Below are 20,011 nucleotides of genomic sequence, written 5' to 3' on the forward strand. Positions count from 1 at the left end.
CATGACCTACACGCTCGACGCTTTCACCAAGGACGCCAAGGCCGCGCTGGCAGCCGACAACAGCCCCGCCGGCCGCGAGCAGGTGCGTGTGCTGCTCGAGAAGCTGCTGGCCAATCAGCAGTTCGTCGACGAGGCGGTTGGTCCCGCCGCGCCGATGGGCACGCGCAAGCTCTACGAGGACAAGGATCTCGGCTTCGTCGTGCTGGCGCACGTCAACGCCAAAGGTCACAAGAGCCCGCCGCACGACCACGGGTCGTCCTGGGCGGTGTACGGCCAGGCGATCAAGTACACCGACATGAGCGTCTACAAGCGGCTCGACGGCGGCAACGACGCCGGCGACGCGAAGCTCGAGAAGGTGAAGTCCTATCGCCTGGAGCCCGGCCATGCCGGCGTCTACGACGTGGGCGACGTGCACGCGATCGACTATCCCGAAGGCAGCCGCTTCGTCCGGGTCACCGGTCGCGACCTCGACCATGTGCGGCGGCTGAAATACGACATGGCCGCCGGCAAGGCGATCACCATCGAAAGCGCTTCCGCCAGCGCCTGATGTTCAATCTGTCCTCCCTGCGCAGGGCCCAGGGAGGAACCGGCTTTGCTTATGCCACGCGCGCGGCAGCCCGGGCATTGGCCTCCTGGCGTCGCGCAATCATCTTCTCCATCTGCGCGCGAACCCGAGCGGTGCGATCCGGGCCGGCCTTCTCGGGGCTGCCCGACTGGAACGGCGGCTGCGGGTCGTATTCGAGACCGAGCTGCACCGATTTCGCGACCTCCTCGCCCGCGAGCTCGGCCAGCAAGGTGAGGCCGAAGTCGATGCCCGCCGTGACGCCGCCGCCCGAGAAACGGTTGCGGTCGTGCACGACGCGTTCGGCCACGGGGATCGCGCCGAACGCCGCGAGCAGGTCGCGCGACGCCCAATGGCAGGCCGACTTGTAGCCCTTCAGCAGGCCCGCGGCGCCCAGCACCAGCGAGCCGGTGCAGACCGACGTGACGTAGCGCGCCTTGGCGCCCTGTGCCGCGACGAAGGCGAGCGTCTCGGCGTCGGTCATCAGGTCGATCTGCCCGGCGCCGCCGGGAATGCAGATCACGTCGAGCTGCGGGCAATCCGCGAAGGTGGTGGTGGGCACGATCGAGAAGCCGGCGTCGGTTTTCACCGGATCGCGGGTCTTCCAGATCATGTGCATCGTGGCGCCCGGCGTGCGGGCGAGGACCTGTGCAGGTCCGGTGGCGTCGAGTTGGGTGACGGCGGGAAAGATCAGGATACCGATATGCATGCGGCTGACATTGGCTGAAAACGCGATTGGCAGGAATGACAAAGAGAGCCTATTTTCTGCCAATGACGCACAAGCTCTTCATCCTTGCCTACGACGGCTGCCAGCTGCTGGACGTCACCGGCCCCGCCGCCGTGTTCGGCGCGGCCAACGATGCGATTGAGAAGCCTGCCTACGACCTTCAGATCGTCTCCGCCGAGGGCGGCCTCGTGACCACCAACTGCGGCGTGGCCGTGCAGTCGAGGAAGATCGGTGGCCAGCCCGATACGCTGCTGGTCGCCGGAGGCTCGCGCGGGCTGAAGGCCGCGATGATGAACGCGGACGTGCGGCGCTGGCTGCAGAAGGTGACACCGGGCACGCGCCGCTACGGCTCGGTCTGCACCGGCGCCTTCGTGCTCGCTTCGGCCGGCCTGCTCGACGGCAAACGGGTCGCGACGCACTGGGCAAGCTGTGCCCGTCTCGCCGAGCGCTTTCCCGCCGTCTCGGTCGATGCCGAGGCGCTCTACGTCGTCGACGGCAAGGTCTGGACCTCGGCCGGCGTCACCACCGGCATCGACATGGCGTTGGCGCTTGTGGAAGCCGATCTCGGCGCGGCGACCGCCAACCTGATCGCCCGCCACTTCGTGCTTTATGCGCGCCGTCCCGGCTACCAGTCGCAGTTCAGCCCGATGCTCCAGGCGCAGGCGGCCGCCGACGCCCCGTTTGCCGCACTGATCGACTGGATGCAGGACCATCTCGACCGCGAGCTCGACGTACCGACCCTGGCGCGGCATGCGGGCTACAGCGAGCGCAGCTTCTACCGCAAGTTCACCGAGGCGACAGGCAAGACCCCGGCGCACTTCGTCGAGGACCTGCGCCTCGATGCGGCCCGCACGCTGTTGTCGAAGGGCCTGTCGCTGAAGCTGATCGCCGGCCGGGTCGGGCTGAAATCATCGGCCCGGCTCGGCCAGGCCTTCGAGCGCCGTTTCGGCATGGCGCCCTCTCTGTTCCGCGAGATGCACGCGTCCCCGGAATTGGCGAGCTGAGGGATAAATACCCATCTTCGTGTCCTGCTTCCCGCCCTGTGTCATCCCGAGCGCAGCGAGGGATCTACGGTCGGAGCGGCATAGATCCCTCGCTGCGCTCGGGATGACACAGGGCGTAGGCTGGGAAAGGTTAGCGATATGCGCGGTCACTTCATGCGTGGCAACTGCCTGTGCGGACAGGTCGAATTCGAGATCGACGGCCATGACCTGCGTCTCTACCAGTGTCATTGCTCATTGTGCCGGCGGCAGGGCGGCGCGATGTCGAACGCGGCGACTGTCGTCGCCGCGTCCAGGTTTCGCTGGATTTCCGGCGCCACCCTCGTTTCTTCGTGGCGACGGGACAGCGGCTTCCGGTCGGATTTCTGCTCGACGTGCGGCTCGCCCGTTCCCAATCCACTGCGAGGCCTGCCCTATGTCTGGGTGCCGGCGGGCCTGCTCGAGGACGGCGACCGATTGGAGATCGTCGCGCATTTCCACACGGCATCCAAGGCGAGCTGGGATCCGACCGCTACCGGTGCGCCCTGTTTCGACACGCTGCCGGAGCTGCCCGATATGCTGGCGATGCTGCAAGCGGACTCTTGAACGATCTTCCTGGCCGTTGCGATTCCTTTACCTTTGCAGCCGCATCCGCAGGCTGCCGATCACGAGGGCGGTGGCGGCGAAGCCGGCGCTGAGCCACATCGCGGCCTTGGCGGCGTCGGCGGCGCCCCCGCCGGAGAAATCGAACAGACCGAAGACCAGCGCGACCAGTGCGGCGCCGAGGGTCTGGCCGAGCGTGCGCGCGGTGGCGATGATGCCGCCCGCGCTGCCGCTGCGCTCGCGCGGCACGGCGCTCATCATCAATCGGTTGTTGGGGGCGGAGAAGATCCCGAAGCCCGCGCCGCACAGCACCAGCCGCCACATGATGTCGGCCGCGCCGGGGTTGGGCGGCAGCATTGCCGTCAGGAAAAGGCCCGCGGTCATGCAGGCGAGACCCACGGCCCCCAGCGCGCCGGCGTGGTAGCGATCGGAGAGGCGGCCGGCGAGAGGGGCCATCGCGGCGATTGCCAATGGCCAGGCCGTCAGCAGGAGGCCGGTCTCGGTCGCAGTCTTGCCCATCACCGTATGAAAGAAGAACGGCAGGCTCACGAACGCGAGGCCCTGTGCGGTGAAGGTGCAGCTGCCGGTCGTGATCGACAGGGTGAAGATCGGCCGCTTGAAGATATCGATCGGCATCATGGGGTGCGCGAGCCGCGCCTGACGCCAGACGAACAGGGCGCCCATGACGATCGAACCGCCCAGCTCTGCCATGATCAGCGCCGGACCATGACCGTGCGCGATGCCGTCGATGCCGAAGATCAGCAGGCCGAAAGTGGCGCCCGACAGGACCGCCGACAGGATGTCGAAAGGCCGATGATCGTGCGTAGTGCGCGGCAGGAAGCGTTCGCTCAGGATGAAGGAGACGATGCCGAGCGGGATATAGACTGCGAAGAGAGCGGGCCATGACCACAGGGTCAGCACGGCGGCGCCGAGCGAGGGACCGGCAGCAAGGGAGGTGGCCACGACCGTCGTGTTGAAGCCAAGGCCGCGGCCCAGCATGTTGCGCGGATAGATCGCGCGCACCAGTGCCGGCTGGACCGACATCAAGGCGGCGCCGCCCAGCCCCTGCAGCGTGCGCGCCGCGATCAGCCAGGGGAGCGACGGCGCCAGCACGCATCCCAGCGAGGCCACGGTGAACAGGCCCAGACCGGCGCGGTAGACGTGCCGGTAGCCGATGATGTCGGCCAGCGCCGCGATCGGAAGCAAGGTGACCATCAGCGCGATCTGGCTGGCATTGACGATCCAGATCGAGGCTTCGGCGGAGATGCCGAGATCGTCCGCGATGTAGGGCAGCGCCAGGTTGGTCATCGAATTGGCGAGCACCGACATCGACAGTCCGATGGTGATCGTCACGACCGCGAAGAAGCGCGGCCAGCCCGAGGGCATGCCGTCCTGGAGACTCTCGTCCCCGGGCCTTGCGTGAGGGGCTGCCGTTTCCGTCATGGTGTCACTTTGGTCCTGCAGGCCGTTGTCGCGCGGGTCAGCGCTGCATCCTGAGCCTGAAGCTGCCGATTACCAACGCGGTGCCGGCGAAGGCGGCACCCAGCCAGAGCGCGGCGTTCGCTGCGGTGGACGCCGCTTCGCCGCCGGCGGAGAAGTCGAAGAGGCCGAAGATCAGGGCCACCAGGGCGGCGCCCATCGTCTGGCCGAGCGTGCGCGAGGTGGCGATCGTGCCGCCCGCACTGCCGCTGCGCTCGCGCGGCACGGCATTCATCATCAGCCGGTTGTTTGGCGAGGTGAAGATGCCGAAGCCTGCGCCGCACAGCACCAGCCGCCACATCACGTCGAGGGCCGACGGGTCGGGCGGCAGCAGGGCGGTGAGCACCAGGCCTGCCGTCATGCTGGTGAGGCCGATCGCGCCCAGCACGCCCGGGTGGTGGCGGTCGGCCAGGCGGCCGGCGATGGGCGCGATGGTGGCCAGGGCGACGGGCCATGCCGTCAACAGGATGCCGGTGTCGGTCGGACTGCGCCCCAGCACGGTGTGAAAGAAGAACGGCAGGCTGACGAAGGCGAGGCCCTGCGCCGTGAAGGTGCAGGTCGAGGCGGCGAGCGACAGCGAGAAGATGGGCCGGTTGAAGATGTCGATCGGCATCATGGGATGGACGAGGCGCTTCTGACGCATGATTAACAGCGTGCCGAACAGCGCGGTGCCGGCGAGCTCGGCGACGATCACTTTCCACGAGTGGCCGTGCGCCACGCCATCGATCGCGAAGATCAGCAGGCCGAAGGTGAAGCCGGACAGGATGGCCGACGGTATGTCGAACGGGCGCCGGACGTGCACGGTGCGGGGAAGGAAGCGTTCGCCGAGGAGGAACGAGATGATGCCGAGCGGGATGTAGACCGCGAACAGGATCGGCCAGGACGACATCGTGAGCAGCACGGCGCCCAGGGTCGGTCCGGCGGCGAGCATCGTGGCCATCACGGTGGTGTTGAAGCCGAGGCCCCGGCCCAACATGTTGCGCGGGTAGATCGCGCGCACCAGCGCCGGCTGGATGCCCATCATGGCCGCCGCACCCAGGCCCTGGAAGACGCGGGCGGCGATCAGCCAGGGCAGGGTCGGCGACAGCACGCAGGCGATCGAGGCGATGCAGAAAACCAGGATGCCGCTGCGATAGACATGCCGGTAGCCCAGGATGTCGGCCAGCGCCGCGATCGGCAACAGGGACACCATCTGCGCTATCTGGCTGGCATTCACGACCCAGATCGAGTTTTCCGCCGAGATGCCCAGGTCGTGGGCGATGTACGGCAGCGCAAGATTGGTCATCGAGTTGCTGAGCACGGCCATCGACAGGCCGATGGTCACCGTGGCGATCGCCATGCCGCGCGGCAGGCCGGGCGGCATGCCGTCGTATGGCGCAGTTATTTCCTCCCCCGCTCGCGGGGGAGGTGTCGGCGTCATACGCCGACGGAGGGGGTGTGGCGCACGATCTCGTTTGCCCTCCCTCTCCGTCGCGGATTACCGCGCCACCTCCCCCGATTACGGGGGAGGTGAACATCTGATGGCGTCATTGAAGGACGGTCAGCTCGTCGCCGCCGATCGTCGTGCGCTGCATAAGGCGCTTGTGCTTTATGGCGTCGTAATAGGTCGCGCGGTGCAGGACGGCGCGATTGTCCCAGACGATCACGTCGCCCTCGCGCCAGGCGTGGGAGAGCATGAATTCCGGCTGCTCGGCGCGATAGGACAGCTCGTAGAGCAGCGCCTTGCCGATCGGCTCGGGCCAATCGACGATATGGCCGGCATGGGCGCCGATATAGAGAGCGCGGCGGCCGTTGATCGGGTTGTCGCGGAACAGGCGCTGCTTGACCGGCGGCAGCTCGCTGAGCGCCTTGGCGCTCAGGATGCCCTTCTGTACCCGGTCGCGCGAATGGGCGAGCGCATGCTCGGCGACCAGCGGATGGATCGTCGCCTGCAGCGCCGGCGGCAGGACGTCCCAGGCGGCGCGCATGTTGAGGAACTCGGTGTTGCCGCCTTCTGGCGGACAGATGCGCGCGGTCAGGATCGAGCACAACGAGGGCACGCGCTTGAACGACGAGTCGGAATGCCAGAAGTAATTGGCCTTCTGGTAGATCATGCGCATGTCGTCCGGCGGGATCGGCTCGCCGGTCAGGATGTCGAGGTTCGACTGGCGCGCGAACTTGGTGCCGGAAGCAGGGTTGGCGCTGCCCGTCGTCTCGAGCGGGCCGAAGTACTCGCTGAACGCGATCTGCTTGTCGTCGTCCATCGGCTGGTCGCGGAACAGCAGGACCGAATGCTCCTCGAAGGCGGCACGGATCGGCCCGAACTCGCGCTGGCTTAGCGGCCGCGTGATGTCGATGCCGGAAACCTCGGCACCGAACAGCGGATGGAGCTTCGTGACCTTGATCGGTCCTGTGTTGCGCATGGTGGGCCTCAGTCGACGATGGCTTGATACGACAGCACGCGCAGCTCGCGGCGGATCGGATAGGTCGAGGACGGCATGAGCTGGGTCAGCATCACGACTGCCATGTCTTCCACCGGGTCGCACCAGAAGGCCGTCGAGGCGGCGCCGCCCCAGGCATATTCGCCGGGTGTGCCCAGGATCTGCGCCTTGGCGGGATCGAGCATGACCGAGAAGCCGAGTCCGAAACCGATGCCGAGATAGGTCGATTCGGAAAAACGCGGCGCGCCCATGTCGCCCATGTCGCCCTTGAGGTGGTTCGACGTCATCAGCTCGACGGTCTTGCGGCCGAGCAGGCGCACGCCGTCGAGCTCGCCTTTGTTGAGCATGAACTTGCAGAACCGCAGATAGTCCGAAGCGGTCGACACCAGGCCGCCGCCGCCGGAATTCACCGTGCGCGGCGCGAGATATCGGCTCTTGCCCGGATCGTCGATCAGGCTGAGCTTGCCGCCGGCACCCGCGCCGTAGTTGGCCGCGAAGCGCTCGTGCTTATCGGTCGGCACATGGAAATCGGTGTCGACCATGCCGAGCGGTTTGATCACCTTCTCGAGCAGGTATTTCTCGAACGGCTGGCCTGAGATCACTTCGACGAGATAGCCCAGCACGTCGGTCGAGATGCTGTAGTTCCAGGCCTTGCCCGGTTGGGCGATCAGCGGGAGGCGCGCGGCGTTCTCGACGACCTCCTTCAGGGTTGCCGTGGACGTCTGGAAATCGACGCCGCCTTCCTTTGCACGATAGAGCGCGTCGACGGCGTTGGTCTCCATCATGCCGTAGGTCAGGCCAGATGTATGGCTGAGCAGGTCGCGGAAGGTGATGTCACGCTCGGCCGGCACCAGATCCATCTTGCCGCGGCTGCCGCCCATGAAGACGCGCTGGTTGGCAAAGGCGGGAATGAACTTCGAGATCGGATCGTCGAGCTGAAAGCGCCCCTCTTCGTAGAGCATCATGATCGCCGTCGAGGTCAGCGGCTTGGTCATCGAGTAGATGCGGTAGATCGTGTCCGGCCGGACGGGCTTGTTGCGCTCGACATCGGCCTTGCCGTAGGTCTCTGCGAAGGCGAGCTCGCCGCGCCGCATGACGGCAACCAGAAGCCCCGGCAGCTTGCCGCTGTCGACCCAGCCCTTCATCCAGCTGGCGATTCGTGCGAGCCGCGCTGCGGAAAGGCCGACCTGTTCGGGGGCGGTGAGCGGCAGGGTGTCCATGGCGATCCTCCTCGGTTGGCCGCTAGAGTAGCGCAGGACACACGGGTCCAGACACGCAAAAGACGGGAGGGAGCAATGGCGAGATTGTGCGAAGGCCGGGTGGCGATCGTGACCGGTGGCGCGCGCGGCGTCGGGCGGGAGCACTGCCTGATGCTGGCGGAGCATGGCGCCAAGGTGGTGGTGAACGACCTGGGCGGCGACCGGGCGGGCAAGGGCCACGATGTCGGCCCCGCCCAGCAGGTTGTCAATGAAATCAAGGCCATGGGCGGCGAGGCGGTGGCCAACGGCGACGACGTCTCCGACTGGAACGGCGCCAAGCACATGATCGACCAGGCGGTCGAGGCGTTCGGCAAGCTCGACGCCGTGGTGCTGAATGCCGGGATCCTGCGCGACCGCATGCTGGTCAACATGAGCGAGGACGAGTGGGACGCCGTGATCAAGGTGCATCTCAAGGGCACCTTCGCGCCGGCGCGGCACGCAGCAGCCTATTGGCGCGACAAGGCAAAGGAGACCGGTGGGCCGGTCGATGCCCGCATCATCACCACGACGTCGGTGTCGGGCATCTACGGCAATATCGGCCAGACCAACTACGGCGCGGCCAAGGCCGGCATCGCCTCGTTCACGGTGATCGCCGCGCGCGAGCTCGGCCGCTACGGCGTAACGGTGAACTCGATCTCGCCGTCGGCCTTCACCCGCATGACCGAGGACCTGCGCAACTACACCGAGGAGGACAAGGAGACGCGCAGCCCGAAATGGATCGCGCCGGTCGCCACCTGGCTGGCGAGCGAGGAAAGCCGCGAGATCACCGGCCGCGTCTTCCAGGCCGGCAACGGCCAGTTCGCCGTCGCCGAGGGCTGGCACAAGGGGCCGGAGTCCAAGCCGGTCCTCGATCCGCGCGAGGCCGGCAAGATCCTGACCGAGCTGGCGAAGAAGGCGCGCAAGAACGCCGGCATGAACGGGCTGGATCTGGACTAGCTCAGCTCGAATCGCCGCGGACACGTCTACGCTGACCGCGGCGCAGCGAGGTCAAGTTCATTGGCCCGCGCGCACCCTGCGCGCTCGAACCCATGAGCGCGCAGGATGCGCGCGGTCCAATGAGACGACGTCACCGCACGCAGCGAGGTTCGAGAGCGATGCCTACTTCATACATTGGCCGGGTGGCCGCGGCGTTGAGCCTGGCCTTGGCGTTCGCGACAGGGGCGAGCGCGCAGGAAGCCTGGCCGACCAAGCCGATCAGGCTGATCGTCCCCTTCGCGGCCGGCGGGCCGTCCGATGTCGTCGCCCGAAACGTGGCGGCCGCATTGACGAAAGACCTCGGGCAGCAGGTCATCGTCGACAACAAGCCGGGCGCCGGAGCTTCGCTGGGTGTGGCGATCGCGGCGCGTGCGCCGGCCGACGGCTATACGCTGCTCCTGGGCCACTCCGCGTCGATATCGGCGACCGCGCAGATGCGCAAGGTCAGCTACGATCCGCGCACGGATCTCGTGCCGATCGCGACCTTTGCCGCCAACTTCACCTTGCTGGTTGCCCGAAAGGATTTTCCTGCCAACAACGTCGCGGAGCTGAAGGCGATAGCGCTCAAGATGCCGAACACGGTGAGCTGCGGAACGGCAGGCCCCGGTTCGGGAGGCCATATGGCGTGTGAGCTTTTCGCCGAACTGTTGGGCGTCAAGCTGCTGATGGTGCATTACAAGGGATCGAGCGAAGCCCAGGTCGACCTTCTGGGCGGACGGATCGACCTCGGTTTCGATCCGTCGGCGCTGCCGCGCGTGAAGGAGGGTGCCTTGAAGGTGCTGGCGACGCGCAGCGAGGGCGGCAAGCGCTTTGCGGGGCTGCCGGACATCCCGTCCTTCGCCGAACAGGGACTGCCGGACATGACCGACGAGCTCTGGTTTGGGCTGCTTGCTCCGGCCGGCACCCCGGCGGCAATCGTGCAACGGGTTGCCGCGGTGGCGAAGTCCTTCGTCGGCGCACCGGACACGGCCGCGAAGCTGATGACTTACAGTCTATACCCGATCTATATCGGACCGGACGAGCTGAAGGCCCGGATGGAAAAAGATTGGGTATTTTTCGGCAACCTGATCGGCCGGCACAATCTGCGGCTCGATTGAGCGGGTCGACAAAAAGAATAGTGAGCAGGGAGTAGGGAATGAACGAGATCAAACGCCGGACCGTGCTGGCCGCAGGTGCGGCTGCGCCGTTCCTGGCCGGCGGCGCTCAGGCGCAAGGTGGATGGCCGAACAAGTCGATTCGCTGGGTCGTGCCCTACACGGCTGGCGGCCTGACCGATGTCGCTACACGCCTGACGCTCGAGAAGATCAATCTCGGCCAGACGTTCGTGGTCGAGAATAAGCCGGGCGCCAATTCGCTGATCGGCGCGGAGTTCGTCGCCAATGCAGCCCCCGACGGCTACACCTTCCTGACCGTGATCGCGGCCCACGCGGCGAACAAGACGCTCTACGCCGGCAAGCTGAAGTTCGATCCGGTTTCGAGCTTCACCCCCGTGTCGCTGGTCGGCATCGCGCCGATGATCCTGTGCGTCACCAACGACCTGCCGGTCAAGAACGTCGCCGAGCTGATCGCCTACGCCAAGAAGAATCCCGGCAAGATCTCGTTCGGCTCGTCGGGCGTCGGCGCCGCGGCGCATCTCACCAGCGAGCTCCTGAAGCAGGTTACTGGCGTCGAGATGGTGCACGTGCCGTACAAGGGCACCGCTCCAGCGCTGGCCGATCTCGCGGCCGGCAACCTCCAGATGCTGATCGACGCGCCGATCGGCGTGATCTCCAACGTACGCGCCGGCAAGGTCCGCGCGCTCTGCATGCTCTCGAAGGAGAGGGTGCCGGGCGTCGAGGAAGTGCCGACCATCGTCGAGGCGGGCGGCCCGCCGATCGAAGGCTCGAGCTGGGTGATGTTCCTCGCACCTGCCGGCACGCCCAGGGAGATCGTCGATCGCCTGCAGGGCGAGGTCGCCAAGGCGATGACCGACGCCCAGCTGCGCAAGCGCTTCGCCGAGTTCGCCGTGATCCCGGCCGGCACCTCGCCGGCCGAAACCGCGAAGTTCCTGAACGATGAGATCGAGAAGTGGGGCAAGGTGATCACGACGGCCGGCGTGAAGGCCGACTCCTGAAAGGCACGGCGCTATCGGCAAAAGGCCTGGCGTAAGGCCACGACCGTCTCGCTCCAGGCCGCGCGATCCGCCGTCTCGCTGTATTCGAGGCGATGGCCATAGGAGCGGCGCGGCTCGAGCGGAAGGTTGAAGGCGTGATGGGCCTCGGGATAGACGACGAGCCGCAGCGGCGCGCCGAGGCCGCTCCGCCGCGCCATCATCTCCCGGCAATGCTGCAGCGGCGTCGGCGGCCAGCTGGCGCTGCGAAAGCGAACCGTCTCCGCAGCGGCCGACGATATAAGGAACAGCATCGTGAACAGCGCGGCGAGCCACGGTCCCACGACGCTGCCGGTCGATCAGTTCGCCGCGAAGCAGTAGAGCAGGCCGGCGCCGCCAGTCGCCACCAGCGAGGCCGCGTCGCAGCCGCGCGACGGATGCGAGGTGTTCCACGACTTCGAAGCCTCGTCGTCACGCAGGCCCATGCGATCGGCATGACCGACCATCGCGCTGCCTTCGCCCGACTTGGTCCAGTTGCCGCAGGTCATGTCCTTGTCGGGCGGGAACGCAGTGCCGTCGGCTTGCGAGCCGGTCAGGATGTCGTGCTGGTTGACGGTGTAAAGCCGCGACGGAATGAGGCGGCCGTTCTCGGCGACGAGGGTCTCCGGCGCGATCTTGTTGTTGGCCGAATGGAGGTCGGCGACGCTGGCGGCGATCTGAACGCCCCTGGCATTCACCCACGGCCCCTTGCCGATGCGATCCTTGGCATTGACCGCCGTGGCGCCGTTCACGGCCTGGGTGCTGAGATAGGCCCGCCAAGTCTTGCTGCCGCCGCCGGCCTTCTCGGCCAGGGTCTGGCAATGCTTGTCCGCGCCCTCGAGGCCGCCGTAGTTGGCGCCCGACGGTCCGCCAACGCTGGTAATGAAGAACGTCATGTTGGGAAATTGCGGCGGCGGCTGCTGGGCCTGCGGGCTCGCGCTCACGAATAGAAGGCCGACCGTGCCGACGAGGGCGGCAAGACGAAGTTGGCGACTCATGGATCCTCCCTGCTTTGATTGCAGGGATTGTGAACGACGATGCTGCACACGCCGAAGTCACATCTTCGCCAGCGCCTCCAGCACCTTCGGCTGCGGCCAGGTCCAGCCGCTCGCGCTTTCGTAGGCGCGCATCGCCCGCAGCACGAGGTGATCGGCGCGCGGCGGCCCGGCGATCTGCAGGCCGACCGGCAGCCCGGCGGCGGTGAGCCCGGCCGGCATCGAGGCCGCCGGCTGGCCGGTCAGGTTGAACGGCAGGGTGTAGGGTGCGCCCTTGGTCCAGCGCGGGAAGGCGTCAGAGTTGTAGAGCGTGTCGACCGGCGGTGCGGCGGTCGGCGTCACCGGTGACAACAAGAGGTCGTACTTCTCGTGCCAGACAGCCATGTCGCGCGCGAGCTTCGACTTCGCCTCGTAGGATCTGGCGTAGTCCGCAAGTGTGATCGACAGGCCTTTCTCCGCTGCGGCGCGGAAGCCGGGGTCGAGCTTGACCTGCAATTGCGTCGGGATCTGGCGGAGGCGGGTGGCGAAGCTGCCGATCCACACCGGCTCGAACGAGTTCTGCAGCGGCTCGATCAACGGACCGACATCATCGACATGTGCGCCGAGCGCCTCGAAGAGCTTCGCCGCCGCTTCCACGAGCGCGCGGACCTCGGGGTCGGCCTTGACGTGACCGAAGTCGAGGCTGAGCCCGATCTTCCAGCCGCGCACACCCTGGTCGAGACCGATCGTGTAGTCGCGCCCCTCGGCTGGCAGCGAGCGCCAATCGCGCGGGTCGGGACCGGCGGTGGCATTCAGCACCAGTGCCGTGTCGAGCACGCTGCGCGCCAGCACGCCCTGGCTCACGACGTCGGCGAACGGCGAATCGGCCGGATATTGCGGGATTCGCCCGAAAGAGGGCTTCAGCCCGACCAGGCCCGTGTGGGCGGCGGGGATGCGGATCGAGCCGCCGCCGTCATTGCCGTGGTTGAACGGCGCTACGCCGGCCGCGGTCATCGACGAGGCGCCTCCCGATGAGCCGCCCGGTGAATGGCCGGGGTTCCAGGGATTGCGGGTGGTGCCTTGCAACGGCGAATCGGTCAGCGCCTTCCAGCCGAATTCGGGCGTCGTGCTCTTGCCCAGGATCGGCTGGCCCGCGGCGCGCAGGCGGGCGACGACCGGCGCGTCTTCCGAGGCCGGTGTTTCGTCCGTCGCGTGGGAACCGAGACGCGTCGGCCAGCCTTTTACTGTTGTCGTGTCCTTGATCGATGTCGGTACGCCATCGAGCGGAGACAGCGGCTCGCCCTTCAGCCAGCGCGTTTCCGCCTCGCGCGCCGCGGCGCGAGCACCGTTTTGGTCGATCAGCACGAGGAAATTCAGATGAGGCTGCAGCTGCTCGGCGCGCTTCAGGATTTGATCGACCAGCTCGACGGGAGAGAGTTCCTTCCGCCCGAAAGCTCGGCCGAGCTCGGACGCGGGGCTCCAGAATATGGCATCAGACATGCGTGTTCGTTCGTTTCGATATTTTTGCAGTTGATACAAAGTGTGACGTGCCGGTCAGTTTCGGCTGCGGACTGCCGCAAGTCGAGTGCCGAGTAGAGGAGCGTCGCATCCCGTGGAAACCATCGGTGCCCTGGTCGGTTGCGGTGCGGCGTTGGCGATCGGCCTGATGCTCGGCTTTCGCTGGACGCTTGGTCCGCCGTGGCACCTGATCGCGGGGCTCGTGGCAGGGGCAGTTTGCGCAGCCGTTTATTTTGCCGTTGCTAACTGGGTCGGCCGGATGTCGCCCGGCGTTCTCGACGCACGACAGGTGGGTGTGCATTTCATGGTCCTGATGATCGCGGCGCCTTTGGTCGGCGCGTTCGGGGCATCGTTCGGCTATCGAAAATCGCTGGGACGCGGCCTGTTCTGACATCATCGATTTCCCTAAGCTCACCGACCGAAGCGGGAGGGAAACGAATGGTCGAGGTAAAGCTCGGCGCTGCCACGGCAACGCGCATCGAGGAAAGCTACGAGCCCAACTTCGACGCCAAGGTGTTCTTTCCCGACTGGACGCCCGATGTGGTGCGCGAGCACGGGGCGTGGATGAGTCCCAACCACTACGACGAGGCGTCGGGCTGGCTGAAGCTCAGCATCCACAGCTGGCTGCTCAGGGTCGGCGGCAAGACGATCCTGATCGACACCTGCGTCGGCAACCACAAGTCCCGCAAGCACCGCCCGAAATGGGACATGATGAACACACCCTACCTCGATCGCCTGAAGGCGGCGGGCGTGACGCCGGACCAGATCGACATGGTGATGTGCACCCATCTGCATGTCGATCACGTCGGCTGGAACACGCAGCTCGAGGACGGCCGCTGGGTGCCGACCTTCAAGAATGCCCAGTACGTCTGGAGCCAGGAAGACTTCGACTTCTACAAGGCGCTTGACGCCGACCCGCAGAAGGGCCCGGCCAACGGCGGCTCGTTCCGCGACTCGGTGCTGCCGGTCGTCGAGATGGGCAGGGTGCAGATGATCAAGGGCGCGGCCGAGCTCGAGGACGGGCTCAGGATCACGCCGGCGCCCGGCCACACGCCCGGCACGATCCGCATCGAGCTCGAATCCAAGGGGAACAAGGCGCTGTTCTGCGGCGATATCCTGCATCACGCGGTGCAGGTCTATCATCCCGAGTGGAACAGCTTCGCCTGCCTCGACCAGGACAATGCGCGCAAGAGCCGGCGTGCGGCGATCGAGCATTGCGCGGGTTCGGGGGCGCTCCTGATGCCGTGCCACTTCGGCGCGCCGTTCCATTGCCATATCGACCACAAGGGCGCGGGCTTTGCACCACGCTTTGCCAACAACTTCTAGAGGGAGAGAGAAAATGATCTACGAGATGCGCGTCTATCGTTGCGTGCCGGGCAAGCTCCCGGCGCTGCTCAACCGCTTCGCCAACATCACGCTCAAGATCTGGGAGCGTCACGGCATCAAGCAGGCCGGCTTCTTCACCACGCTGATCGGCGAGTCCAACCAGGAGCTGACCTATTTCCTGGCCTGGGAATCGCTGGCCGATCGCGAGACGAAGTGGAACGCCTTCCAGGCCGACCCGGAGTGGCACGCCAAGCGCGCCGAGACGGAGAAGGACGGCCCGATCGTCGCCAACGTGCTGGTGCAGATGCTGGCGCCGACGGCCTTCTCGTCGGTCAAGTGACGGCGTAGCCGTCAGTCCGGCTTGAGGCCCGCATCCTTCGCGGTGCGGGCCCATTTCGCCATGTCGTCGGCGACGTACCTGGCGAACGCCGCTGGCGTGCCGAATTGCGGATCGGCGCCCAGGTCGGTGAATTTCTTCGCCACCTCGGGCGAACGGACCGTTGCGTCGACAGCTGCGTGCAGCTTGTCGACCAGCGGCTGCGGCGCACCTGCGGGCAGGAAGACGCCATAGGAGATCGCTGCCTCGTAGCCCGGCAGGCCTGATTCGGCGATGGTCGGGACGTCGGGCGCGGCGACCGAGCGCTTCTCGCCGGTCTGGCCGAGGGCGCGCAGCTTGCCCGACTTCACGTGCGGCAGCGCCGTCGACAGGCCGCCGAAATAGACGTCGACCATGCTGGCCATCAGGTCGGCCATCGCCGGCCCCCCGCCCTTGTAGGGCACGTGCACGATGTCGGCCTTGCCCAGCGACTTGAAGAGCTCGAGCGCGAGATGCGTGGCGCCGCCGGCGCCGGCCGAGGCTCCGTTCAGCTTGCCCGGCTTGTCGTGCGCCAGCTTCAGCAGCTCGGCGACATCCTTCGCCGGCAGGTCGGGCCGCACCACCAGCAGCATGGGATTGATGCCGACCGGCGCTACCGCCGCGAAGTCGGTACGTACGTCGTAGGGCATCGATTTGGCGAGCGCCGCGGCGACAGTGGTCGAGCCGTTCGACGCCAGCATGAAGACGCTGCCGTCGGCCGGCGCCTTGGCGACCGAGGCGGCGGCAATCTCGCCGTTGGCGCCGGCGCGGTTCTCGACCACGACGCTGCGGCCGAGCCGTTCGCCGATGCCCGGCGCGATCAGCCGCGCGAGGAGATCATTCGGCCCGCCGGGCGGGAAGCCGACCACGAAGCGCAACGGCCGCTCTGGGAAATCGACGGCCTGGGCACGCGGGCCAGCGAGCGGCAGGCTGCAGAGCCCGGCGAGGAGGGAACGACGGCGAAGCGTGGTCATCGCCGACTATGCTAGGCTTCCCTTCTCAGGGAGGAAACAACATGAAACGAAGGACATTCGTAGGCGCAGGCAGCGCTCTCTTGGGCGCCGCTGCTGCGGGCTCGCCGGCCTGGTCACAGGGCAGGATCGCGGGCGACGTGCGCTTGCTTTGCGGCTTTCCGCCGGGCGGCAACGCCGACCTGCTGTGCCGCCTCCTGGCCGAGTCGGCCAAGTCCGAGGTCGGCCAGAACATCGTCGTCGAGAACAAGGCAGGCGCCGGAGGCTTCATCGCCAACGAGACGCTCGCCAACGCCGCGCCCGACGGCCGCACCATTGGCCTGGCGGCGATGGCGGCGATGGCCGTCTCGCCGGTGATGCCCGGGCTGAAGCTGCCGATCAACGTCGACACCGACCTGACGCCGATCAGCCCGGTCGCCAACGTCTACAACATCCTGGTATTCGCCAAGTCGGCGCCGTTCCGCTCGGTACCGGAGATGATCGCGGCGGCGAAGAAGGATCCGGGCAAGCTGACCTACGCCTCGGCCGGCAACGGCACGTCGCAGCATCTCGCGGGCGAGCTGTTCAAGAAGATGGCCGGCGTGGACCTCCTGCACGTGCCGTATCGCGGCGGCGCGCCCGCCATCCAGGACATGGTGTCCGGCAACGTGCAGATGATGTTCGGCAATCTGCCTGAGTTCCTGGGGCAGATCTCCGCCGGCAACCTCATCCCGATCTGCTTCGGGGGCGCCAGTCGCGCGCCGGCGTTCGCCAGCCTGCCATTGATGTCGCAGTACCTGCCGGGCTACAGGGTCGACAACTGGTTCGCGGTGTTCGGCCCGCGCAACATGCCGGCCGACCTGGTCGATTTGTGGAACAAGGTGCTGCGTGCCGCGCTCGCCAAGCCCGAGATCCAGAAGCGCTACGCCGAGAATGCGATGGAGATATTCACCAGCTCGCCGGCCGAGCTGAAGGCGACGATCGCGTCCGACCGCAAGAAGTGGCAGGAGATCATCCAGTCCGTGGGAATGAAGAACGAGTAGCCGCTCTGCTCGATCTACAAGCCGGTATCGCGGGCGAGTCTGCCCCACCTGGCGAGATCGTCGACGACGTACCTGTCACACTCGGACGGCGATCCGAACTGCGGATCGGCGCCGAGTTCGACGAAGGTCCTGCAATGTCGGGCGAGCGTATCGTGGCGTCGATCGTCCCATGCATCCGGCCGACCGGCGCGCGCACCTTACCGGACTTCGGGTGCGGCAGGGCAGCCGTCATTCGGGGCCTTGCAACCGAGGCGGCCGTGACCACGACGTTGCGGCCGAGCCGTTTTCCGACCCGAGGCGATCAGCCGCGCCTGCAGAAACGGCCCGGCGGCCGTTTCGCAAATCATCGTGCGGCGGCTGAGGTTGGTCATTGGATTGAGTATGGTGCATAATGGCTTTCGCGCAAACGGCGCACGGTGCGCTACATTATGAAGTCGTCGAGCAGACGGCGCCTTGGCAGGTGCGAGGCTTGCCGATCCTGTTCCATCACGGCATCGGCAGCAGCTCGATGCTGTGGCGCGGCTGGTATCCGGCGCTGATCGATCGCTATCCGCTGGCGGTCTTCGACATGCGCGGCTGCGGGCGCTCGCACATCCCCGACGCGACGTTCGGCTGGTCCCTCGACCTCATGGTCGAGGATCTGTTCGCGGTGGCGGATGCAGCCGGCTTGAAGCGCTTTCATCTCGTCGGCGAATCGATCGGCGGCACCATCGCGCTGGCCGCGGCCATCGCCCGGCCGGATCGCATCGCTACGCTCGCCGTCAGCAACGGCGCGCACCTCGGCGCTACCATCGGTCGGGTCCACGCGTGGAAGAAGCAGCTCGACGAGGGCGGGCCGGCCGGCTGGTCGAAGGCCTTCATGCCCGACCGCTTCCACGCCGATGCGTTGAGCCGCGCGCGCTGGGACTGGTTCGAGGCGCAGCAGGCCGAGTGGCCGCGCGATTCGATCCTCGAGGCGCTCAGCGTGCTGATCGGCGCCGATCTCACGCCGCGGCTGGGGGAGATCGAATGTCCCACCCTTCTGCTCCATCCTGACGGCAGCCCCTTCATCCCGGTTCCGGTCATGGCCGAGCTGCACAAGCTGCTGCCCAATGCGGCGCTGAACGTGATCGGTCCAGCCCGGCACGGCCTGCCTTTTTCCCATGCTCAGCAGTGCGCGGCACTGTTGCGGACTTTCCTCGACTCGCGCGGGGCGGGCTGATACCACTCAAGTTGTCAGACAACTAATGGGGAAACAATGAGACGGGTATTGGCCGTCGCCGTCGCGGCGACGATCGCATTTTCTGCTGTTCCGGGCTTCGCGCAGGACAAGCTTACCGTCTGGTGGGTGAAGGGCTTCTACAAGTCCGAGGACGACGCGCTCTACGCCGCGATCAAGAAGTACGAGCAGAAGACCGGCGTCAAGGTCGAGCTGTCGCAGTACGCCGTGCAGGACATGAACGCCAAATCGGTTGCTGCGCTCGATGCCGGCACCGTGCCGGACATCGCCTATTCGGACACATATGATGTGCAGACCGCCGGCAAGTGGGCGTTCGACGGCAAGCTCGAGGACCTCTCGGACGTGCTCGGGCCGATGAAGGACCGCTTCGAGCCGGTCGCGCTCTCGACCGCCAACCTCTACAGCGACAAGGCCAGGAAGAAGGCCTACTACGCCTTTCCGATCAAGCAGCAGACGCTCCATATCCAGTATTGGAAGGACATGCTTGGCCAGGCCGGCTTCAAGGAAAACGACATTCCCGGCACCTGGAAGGAATACTGGTCGTTCTGGTGCGACAAGGTGCAGCCCGGCATCCGAAAGGCGACCGGCCAGCGCGTCTTCGGCACCGGCTTTCCGATGGGTGTCGAATCCACCGACTCCTTCCAGTCGTTCCTGAGCTGGGTCGACGCCTATAACGTCAAGCTGGTCGATGACAACGGCAAGCTGCTGGTCGACGATCCCAAGGTGAAGACGGGCCTCGTCTCGGCGCTCACCGACTACACCCAGCCTTACATCAAGGGGTGCACGCCGCCGTCCTCGACAACGTGGAAGGATCCCGACAACAACGTCGCCTTCCACAACAAGACGACGGTGATGACGCACAACTACACGATCTCGATCGCTGCCAAGTGGCTCGACGACGCCAACAACGCGAGCCTGACCCCCGAGCAGCGCGCGGCCGGCCGCAAGGCCTATGACGAGCTGATCGCGACGTCGGGCTTCCCGAAGAAACCGGACGGCTCGCCGATGACCTATCGCACGGCGGTGAAGGTCGGCGTGATCTTCGAAGCCTCCAAGAACAAGGCGAAGGCCAAGGAGTTCCTCGCGTTCCTGATGCAGGAGGACAACCTCCGCCCCTACGTCGAGGGCGCGCTCGGCCGCTGGTTCCCGGTGACCAAGGAAAGCCAGGAGAGCCCGTTCTGGCAGGCCGACAAGCATCGCAAGGCCGTTTACGACCAGTTCAAGGCCGGCACGCTGCCGTTCGAGTTCACCAGGAACTGGAAGTTCACCATCCTGAACAACGAGAACGCCTGGGCCAAGGCGATGAACCGGGTGGTCAACGAGAAGGTGCCGGTCGACAAGGCAGTCGACGAGCTGATCGTCCGCATCAAGGAAGTCGCGGGCTGATCCTTCCTCCTCATTCCCTCTTTTGCCTCCCCCGCTTCGCGGGGGAGGTGGCGCGGTAATCCGCGACGGAGGGGGAGGACGGTAAGAAAGGTGTCACAGGTTGAAGC

The 20,011-nt window shown here is 66.4% G+C and carries 21 protein-coding genes; 12 read left to right on the forward strand and 9 right to left on the reverse strand.

The window, feature by feature from the left end:
• Position 1 precedes the first annotated feature (1 nt).
• Positions 2-547 (forward strand): hypothetical protein, encoded by a 546-nt coding sequence (locus tag ACQY8M_RS13120; RefSeq protein ID WP_428672620.1) that lies wholly within the window; start codon positions 2-4, stop codon positions 545-547.
• A 49-nt stretch (positions 548-596) separates the two neighbouring features.
• Here the strand turns inward: ACQY8M_RS13120 and ACQY8M_RS13125 are convergent, their stop codons facing one another.
• On the reverse strand, positions 597-1,271 hold the full coding sequence (locus ACQY8M_RS13125) for a DJ-1/PfpI family protein (RefSeq protein ID WP_428672622.1): 675 nt from the start codon (positions 1,269-1,271) through the stop codon (positions 597-599).
• A 62-nt stretch (positions 1,272-1,333) separates the two neighbouring features.
• Here ACQY8M_RS13125 and ACQY8M_RS13130 point away from each other — a divergent pair, with 62 nt between their 5' ends.
• Positions 1,334-2,293, forward strand: a complete 960-nt coding sequence (locus ACQY8M_RS13130; protein ID WP_428672624.1) for a GlxA family transcriptional regulator — start codon at positions 1,334-1,336, stop codon at positions 2,291-2,293.
• A 138-nt stretch (positions 2,294-2,431) separates the two neighbouring features.
• Positions 2,432-2,875, forward strand: coding sequence for a GFA family protein (locus tag ACQY8M_RS13135; protein WP_428672626.1), 444 nt, complete (start codon positions 2,432-2,434; stop codon positions 2,873-2,875).
• Between the two features lie 27 nt (positions 2,876-2,902).
• Here the strand turns inward: ACQY8M_RS13135 and ACQY8M_RS13140 are convergent, their stop codons facing one another.
• From ACQY8M_RS13140 to ACQY8M_RS13155, 4 genes are all read right to left on the reverse strand, one after another.
• Positions 2,903-4,258 carry an MFS transporter gene (locus ACQY8M_RS13140; RefSeq protein WP_428672628.1) on the reverse strand — a complete coding sequence of 452 codons (1,356 nt, stop codon included), beginning with the start codon at positions 4,256-4,258 and terminating at the stop codon, positions 2,903-2,905.
• A gap of 94 nt (positions 4,259-4,352) precedes the next feature.
• Positions 4,353-5,714: an MFS transporter gene (locus tag ACQY8M_RS13145; protein WP_428672630.1), complete on the reverse strand. Its 1,362-nt coding sequence runs from the start codon at positions 5,712-5,714 to the stop codon at positions 4,353-4,355.
• A 163-nt stretch (positions 5,715-5,877) separates the two neighbouring features.
• Entirely contained in the window at positions 5,878-6,753 is an 876-nt protein-coding gene (locus ACQY8M_RS13150) for a TauD/TfdA dioxygenase family protein (protein ID WP_428672632.1), read from the reverse strand.
• Between the two features lie 8 nt (positions 6,754-6,761).
• Complete coding sequence (locus tag ACQY8M_RS13155) at positions 6,762-7,991, reverse strand: serine hydrolase domain-containing protein (RefSeq protein ID WP_428672634.1); 1,230 nt, start codon at positions 7,989-7,991, stop codon at positions 6,762-6,764.
• Between the two features lie 75 nt (positions 7,992-8,066).
• Between ACQY8M_RS13155 and ACQY8M_RS13160 the strand changes: the two genes are divergently transcribed.
• From ACQY8M_RS13160 to ACQY8M_RS13170, 3 genes are all read left to right on the forward strand, one after another.
• A complete protein-coding gene (locus tag ACQY8M_RS13160; protein ID WP_428672636.1) occupies positions 8,067-8,966 on the forward strand; it encodes an SDR family NAD(P)-dependent oxidoreductase in 900 nt (299 codons plus the stop codon).
• Between the two features lie 158 nt (positions 8,967-9,124).
• Complete coding sequence (locus tag ACQY8M_RS13165) at positions 9,125-10,102, forward strand: tripartite tricarboxylate transporter substrate binding protein (protein ID WP_428672638.1); 978 nt, start codon at positions 9,125-9,127, stop codon at positions 10,100-10,102.
• 38 nt (positions 10,103-10,140) lie between these two features.
• Positions 10,141-11,118, forward strand: a complete 978-nt coding sequence (locus ACQY8M_RS13170; protein WP_428672640.1) for a Bug family tripartite tricarboxylate transporter substrate binding protein — start codon at positions 10,141-10,143, stop codon at positions 11,116-11,118.
• 11 nt (positions 11,119-11,129) lie between these two features.
• Here ACQY8M_RS13170 and ACQY8M_RS13175 read toward each other — a convergent pair whose 3' ends face one another.
• From ACQY8M_RS13175 to ACQY8M_RS13185, 3 genes are read right to left on the reverse strand one after another with little or no spacing between them, the layout of a single operon-like run.
• On the reverse strand, positions 11,130-11,438 hold the full coding sequence (locus tag ACQY8M_RS13175; protein ID WP_428672642.1) for a dienelactone hydrolase family protein: 309 nt from the start codon (positions 11,436-11,438) through the stop codon (positions 11,130-11,132).
• Positions 11,439-11,453: 15 nt separating this feature from the next.
• The gene (locus ACQY8M_RS13180; RefSeq protein WP_428672644.1) at positions 11,454-12,131 is read right to left on the reverse strand and encodes a lectin; all 678 of its coding nucleotides are present in this window, start codon (positions 12,129-12,131) and stop codon (positions 11,454-11,456) included.
• 57 nt (positions 12,132-12,188) lie between these two features.
• The gene (locus ACQY8M_RS13185; protein WP_428672646.1) at positions 12,189-13,607 is read right to left on the reverse strand and encodes an amidase; all 1,419 of its coding nucleotides are present in this window, start codon (positions 13,605-13,607) and stop codon (positions 12,189-12,191) included.
• A gap of 112 nt (positions 13,608-13,719) precedes the next feature.
• On the opposite strand from ACQY8M_RS13185, the gene ACQY8M_RS13190 reads away from it, so the two are divergent.
• Genes ACQY8M_RS13190 through ACQY8M_RS13200 form a run of 3 tightly spaced genes read left to right on the forward strand, consistent with a single transcriptional unit; the run spans position 13,720 to position 15,291 of the window.
• Positions 13,720-14,016: a hypothetical protein gene (locus ACQY8M_RS13190; RefSeq protein WP_428672648.1), complete on the forward strand. Its 297-nt coding sequence runs from the start codon at positions 13,720-13,722 to the stop codon at positions 14,014-14,016.
• A 47-nt stretch (positions 14,017-14,063) separates the two neighbouring features.
• Positions 14,064-14,951 carry an MBL fold metallo-hydrolase gene (locus tag ACQY8M_RS13195; RefSeq protein WP_428672650.1) on the forward strand — a complete coding sequence of 296 codons (888 nt, stop codon included), beginning with the start codon at positions 14,064-14,066 and terminating at the stop codon, positions 14,949-14,951.
• A 13-nt stretch (positions 14,952-14,964) separates the two neighbouring features.
• Positions 14,965-15,291: an NIPSNAP family protein gene (locus ACQY8M_RS13200; RefSeq protein ID WP_428672652.1), complete on the forward strand. Its 327-nt coding sequence runs from the start codon at positions 14,965-14,967 to the stop codon at positions 15,289-15,291.
• An 11-nt stretch (positions 15,292-15,302) separates the two neighbouring features.
• Here the strand turns inward: ACQY8M_RS13200 and ACQY8M_RS13205 are convergent, their stop codons facing one another.
• On the reverse strand, positions 15,303-16,280 hold the full coding sequence (locus ACQY8M_RS13205; protein WP_428672654.1) for a Bug family tripartite tricarboxylate transporter substrate binding protein: 978 nt from the start codon (positions 16,278-16,280) through the stop codon (positions 15,303-15,305).
• A 41-nt stretch (positions 16,281-16,321) separates the two neighbouring features.
• Between ACQY8M_RS13205 and ACQY8M_RS13210 the strand changes: the two genes are divergently transcribed.
• From ACQY8M_RS13210 to ACQY8M_RS13220, 3 genes are all read left to right on the forward strand, one after another.
• Positions 16,322-17,299 carry a Bug family tripartite tricarboxylate transporter substrate binding protein gene (locus tag ACQY8M_RS13210; protein ID WP_428672656.1) on the forward strand — a complete coding sequence of 326 codons (978 nt, stop codon included), beginning with the start codon at positions 16,322-16,324 and terminating at the stop codon, positions 17,297-17,299.
• 391 nt (positions 17,300-17,690) lie between these two features.
• A complete protein-coding gene (locus ACQY8M_RS13215) occupies positions 17,691-18,500 on the forward strand; it encodes an alpha/beta fold hydrolase (RefSeq protein WP_428672658.1) in 810 nt (269 codons plus the stop codon).
• A 36-nt stretch (positions 18,501-18,536) separates the two neighbouring features.
• Complete coding sequence (locus ACQY8M_RS13220) at positions 18,537-19,904, forward strand: ABC transporter substrate-binding protein (RefSeq protein WP_428672660.1); 1,368 nt, start codon at positions 18,537-18,539, stop codon at positions 19,902-19,904.
• Positions 19,905-20,011 lie beyond the last annotated feature (107 nt).

The organism is Reyranella sp., assembly GCF_965279465.1.
In the GTDB taxonomy this organism is placed as follows: domain Bacteria; phylum Pseudomonadota; class Alphaproteobacteria; order Reyranellales; family Reyranellaceae; genus Reyranella.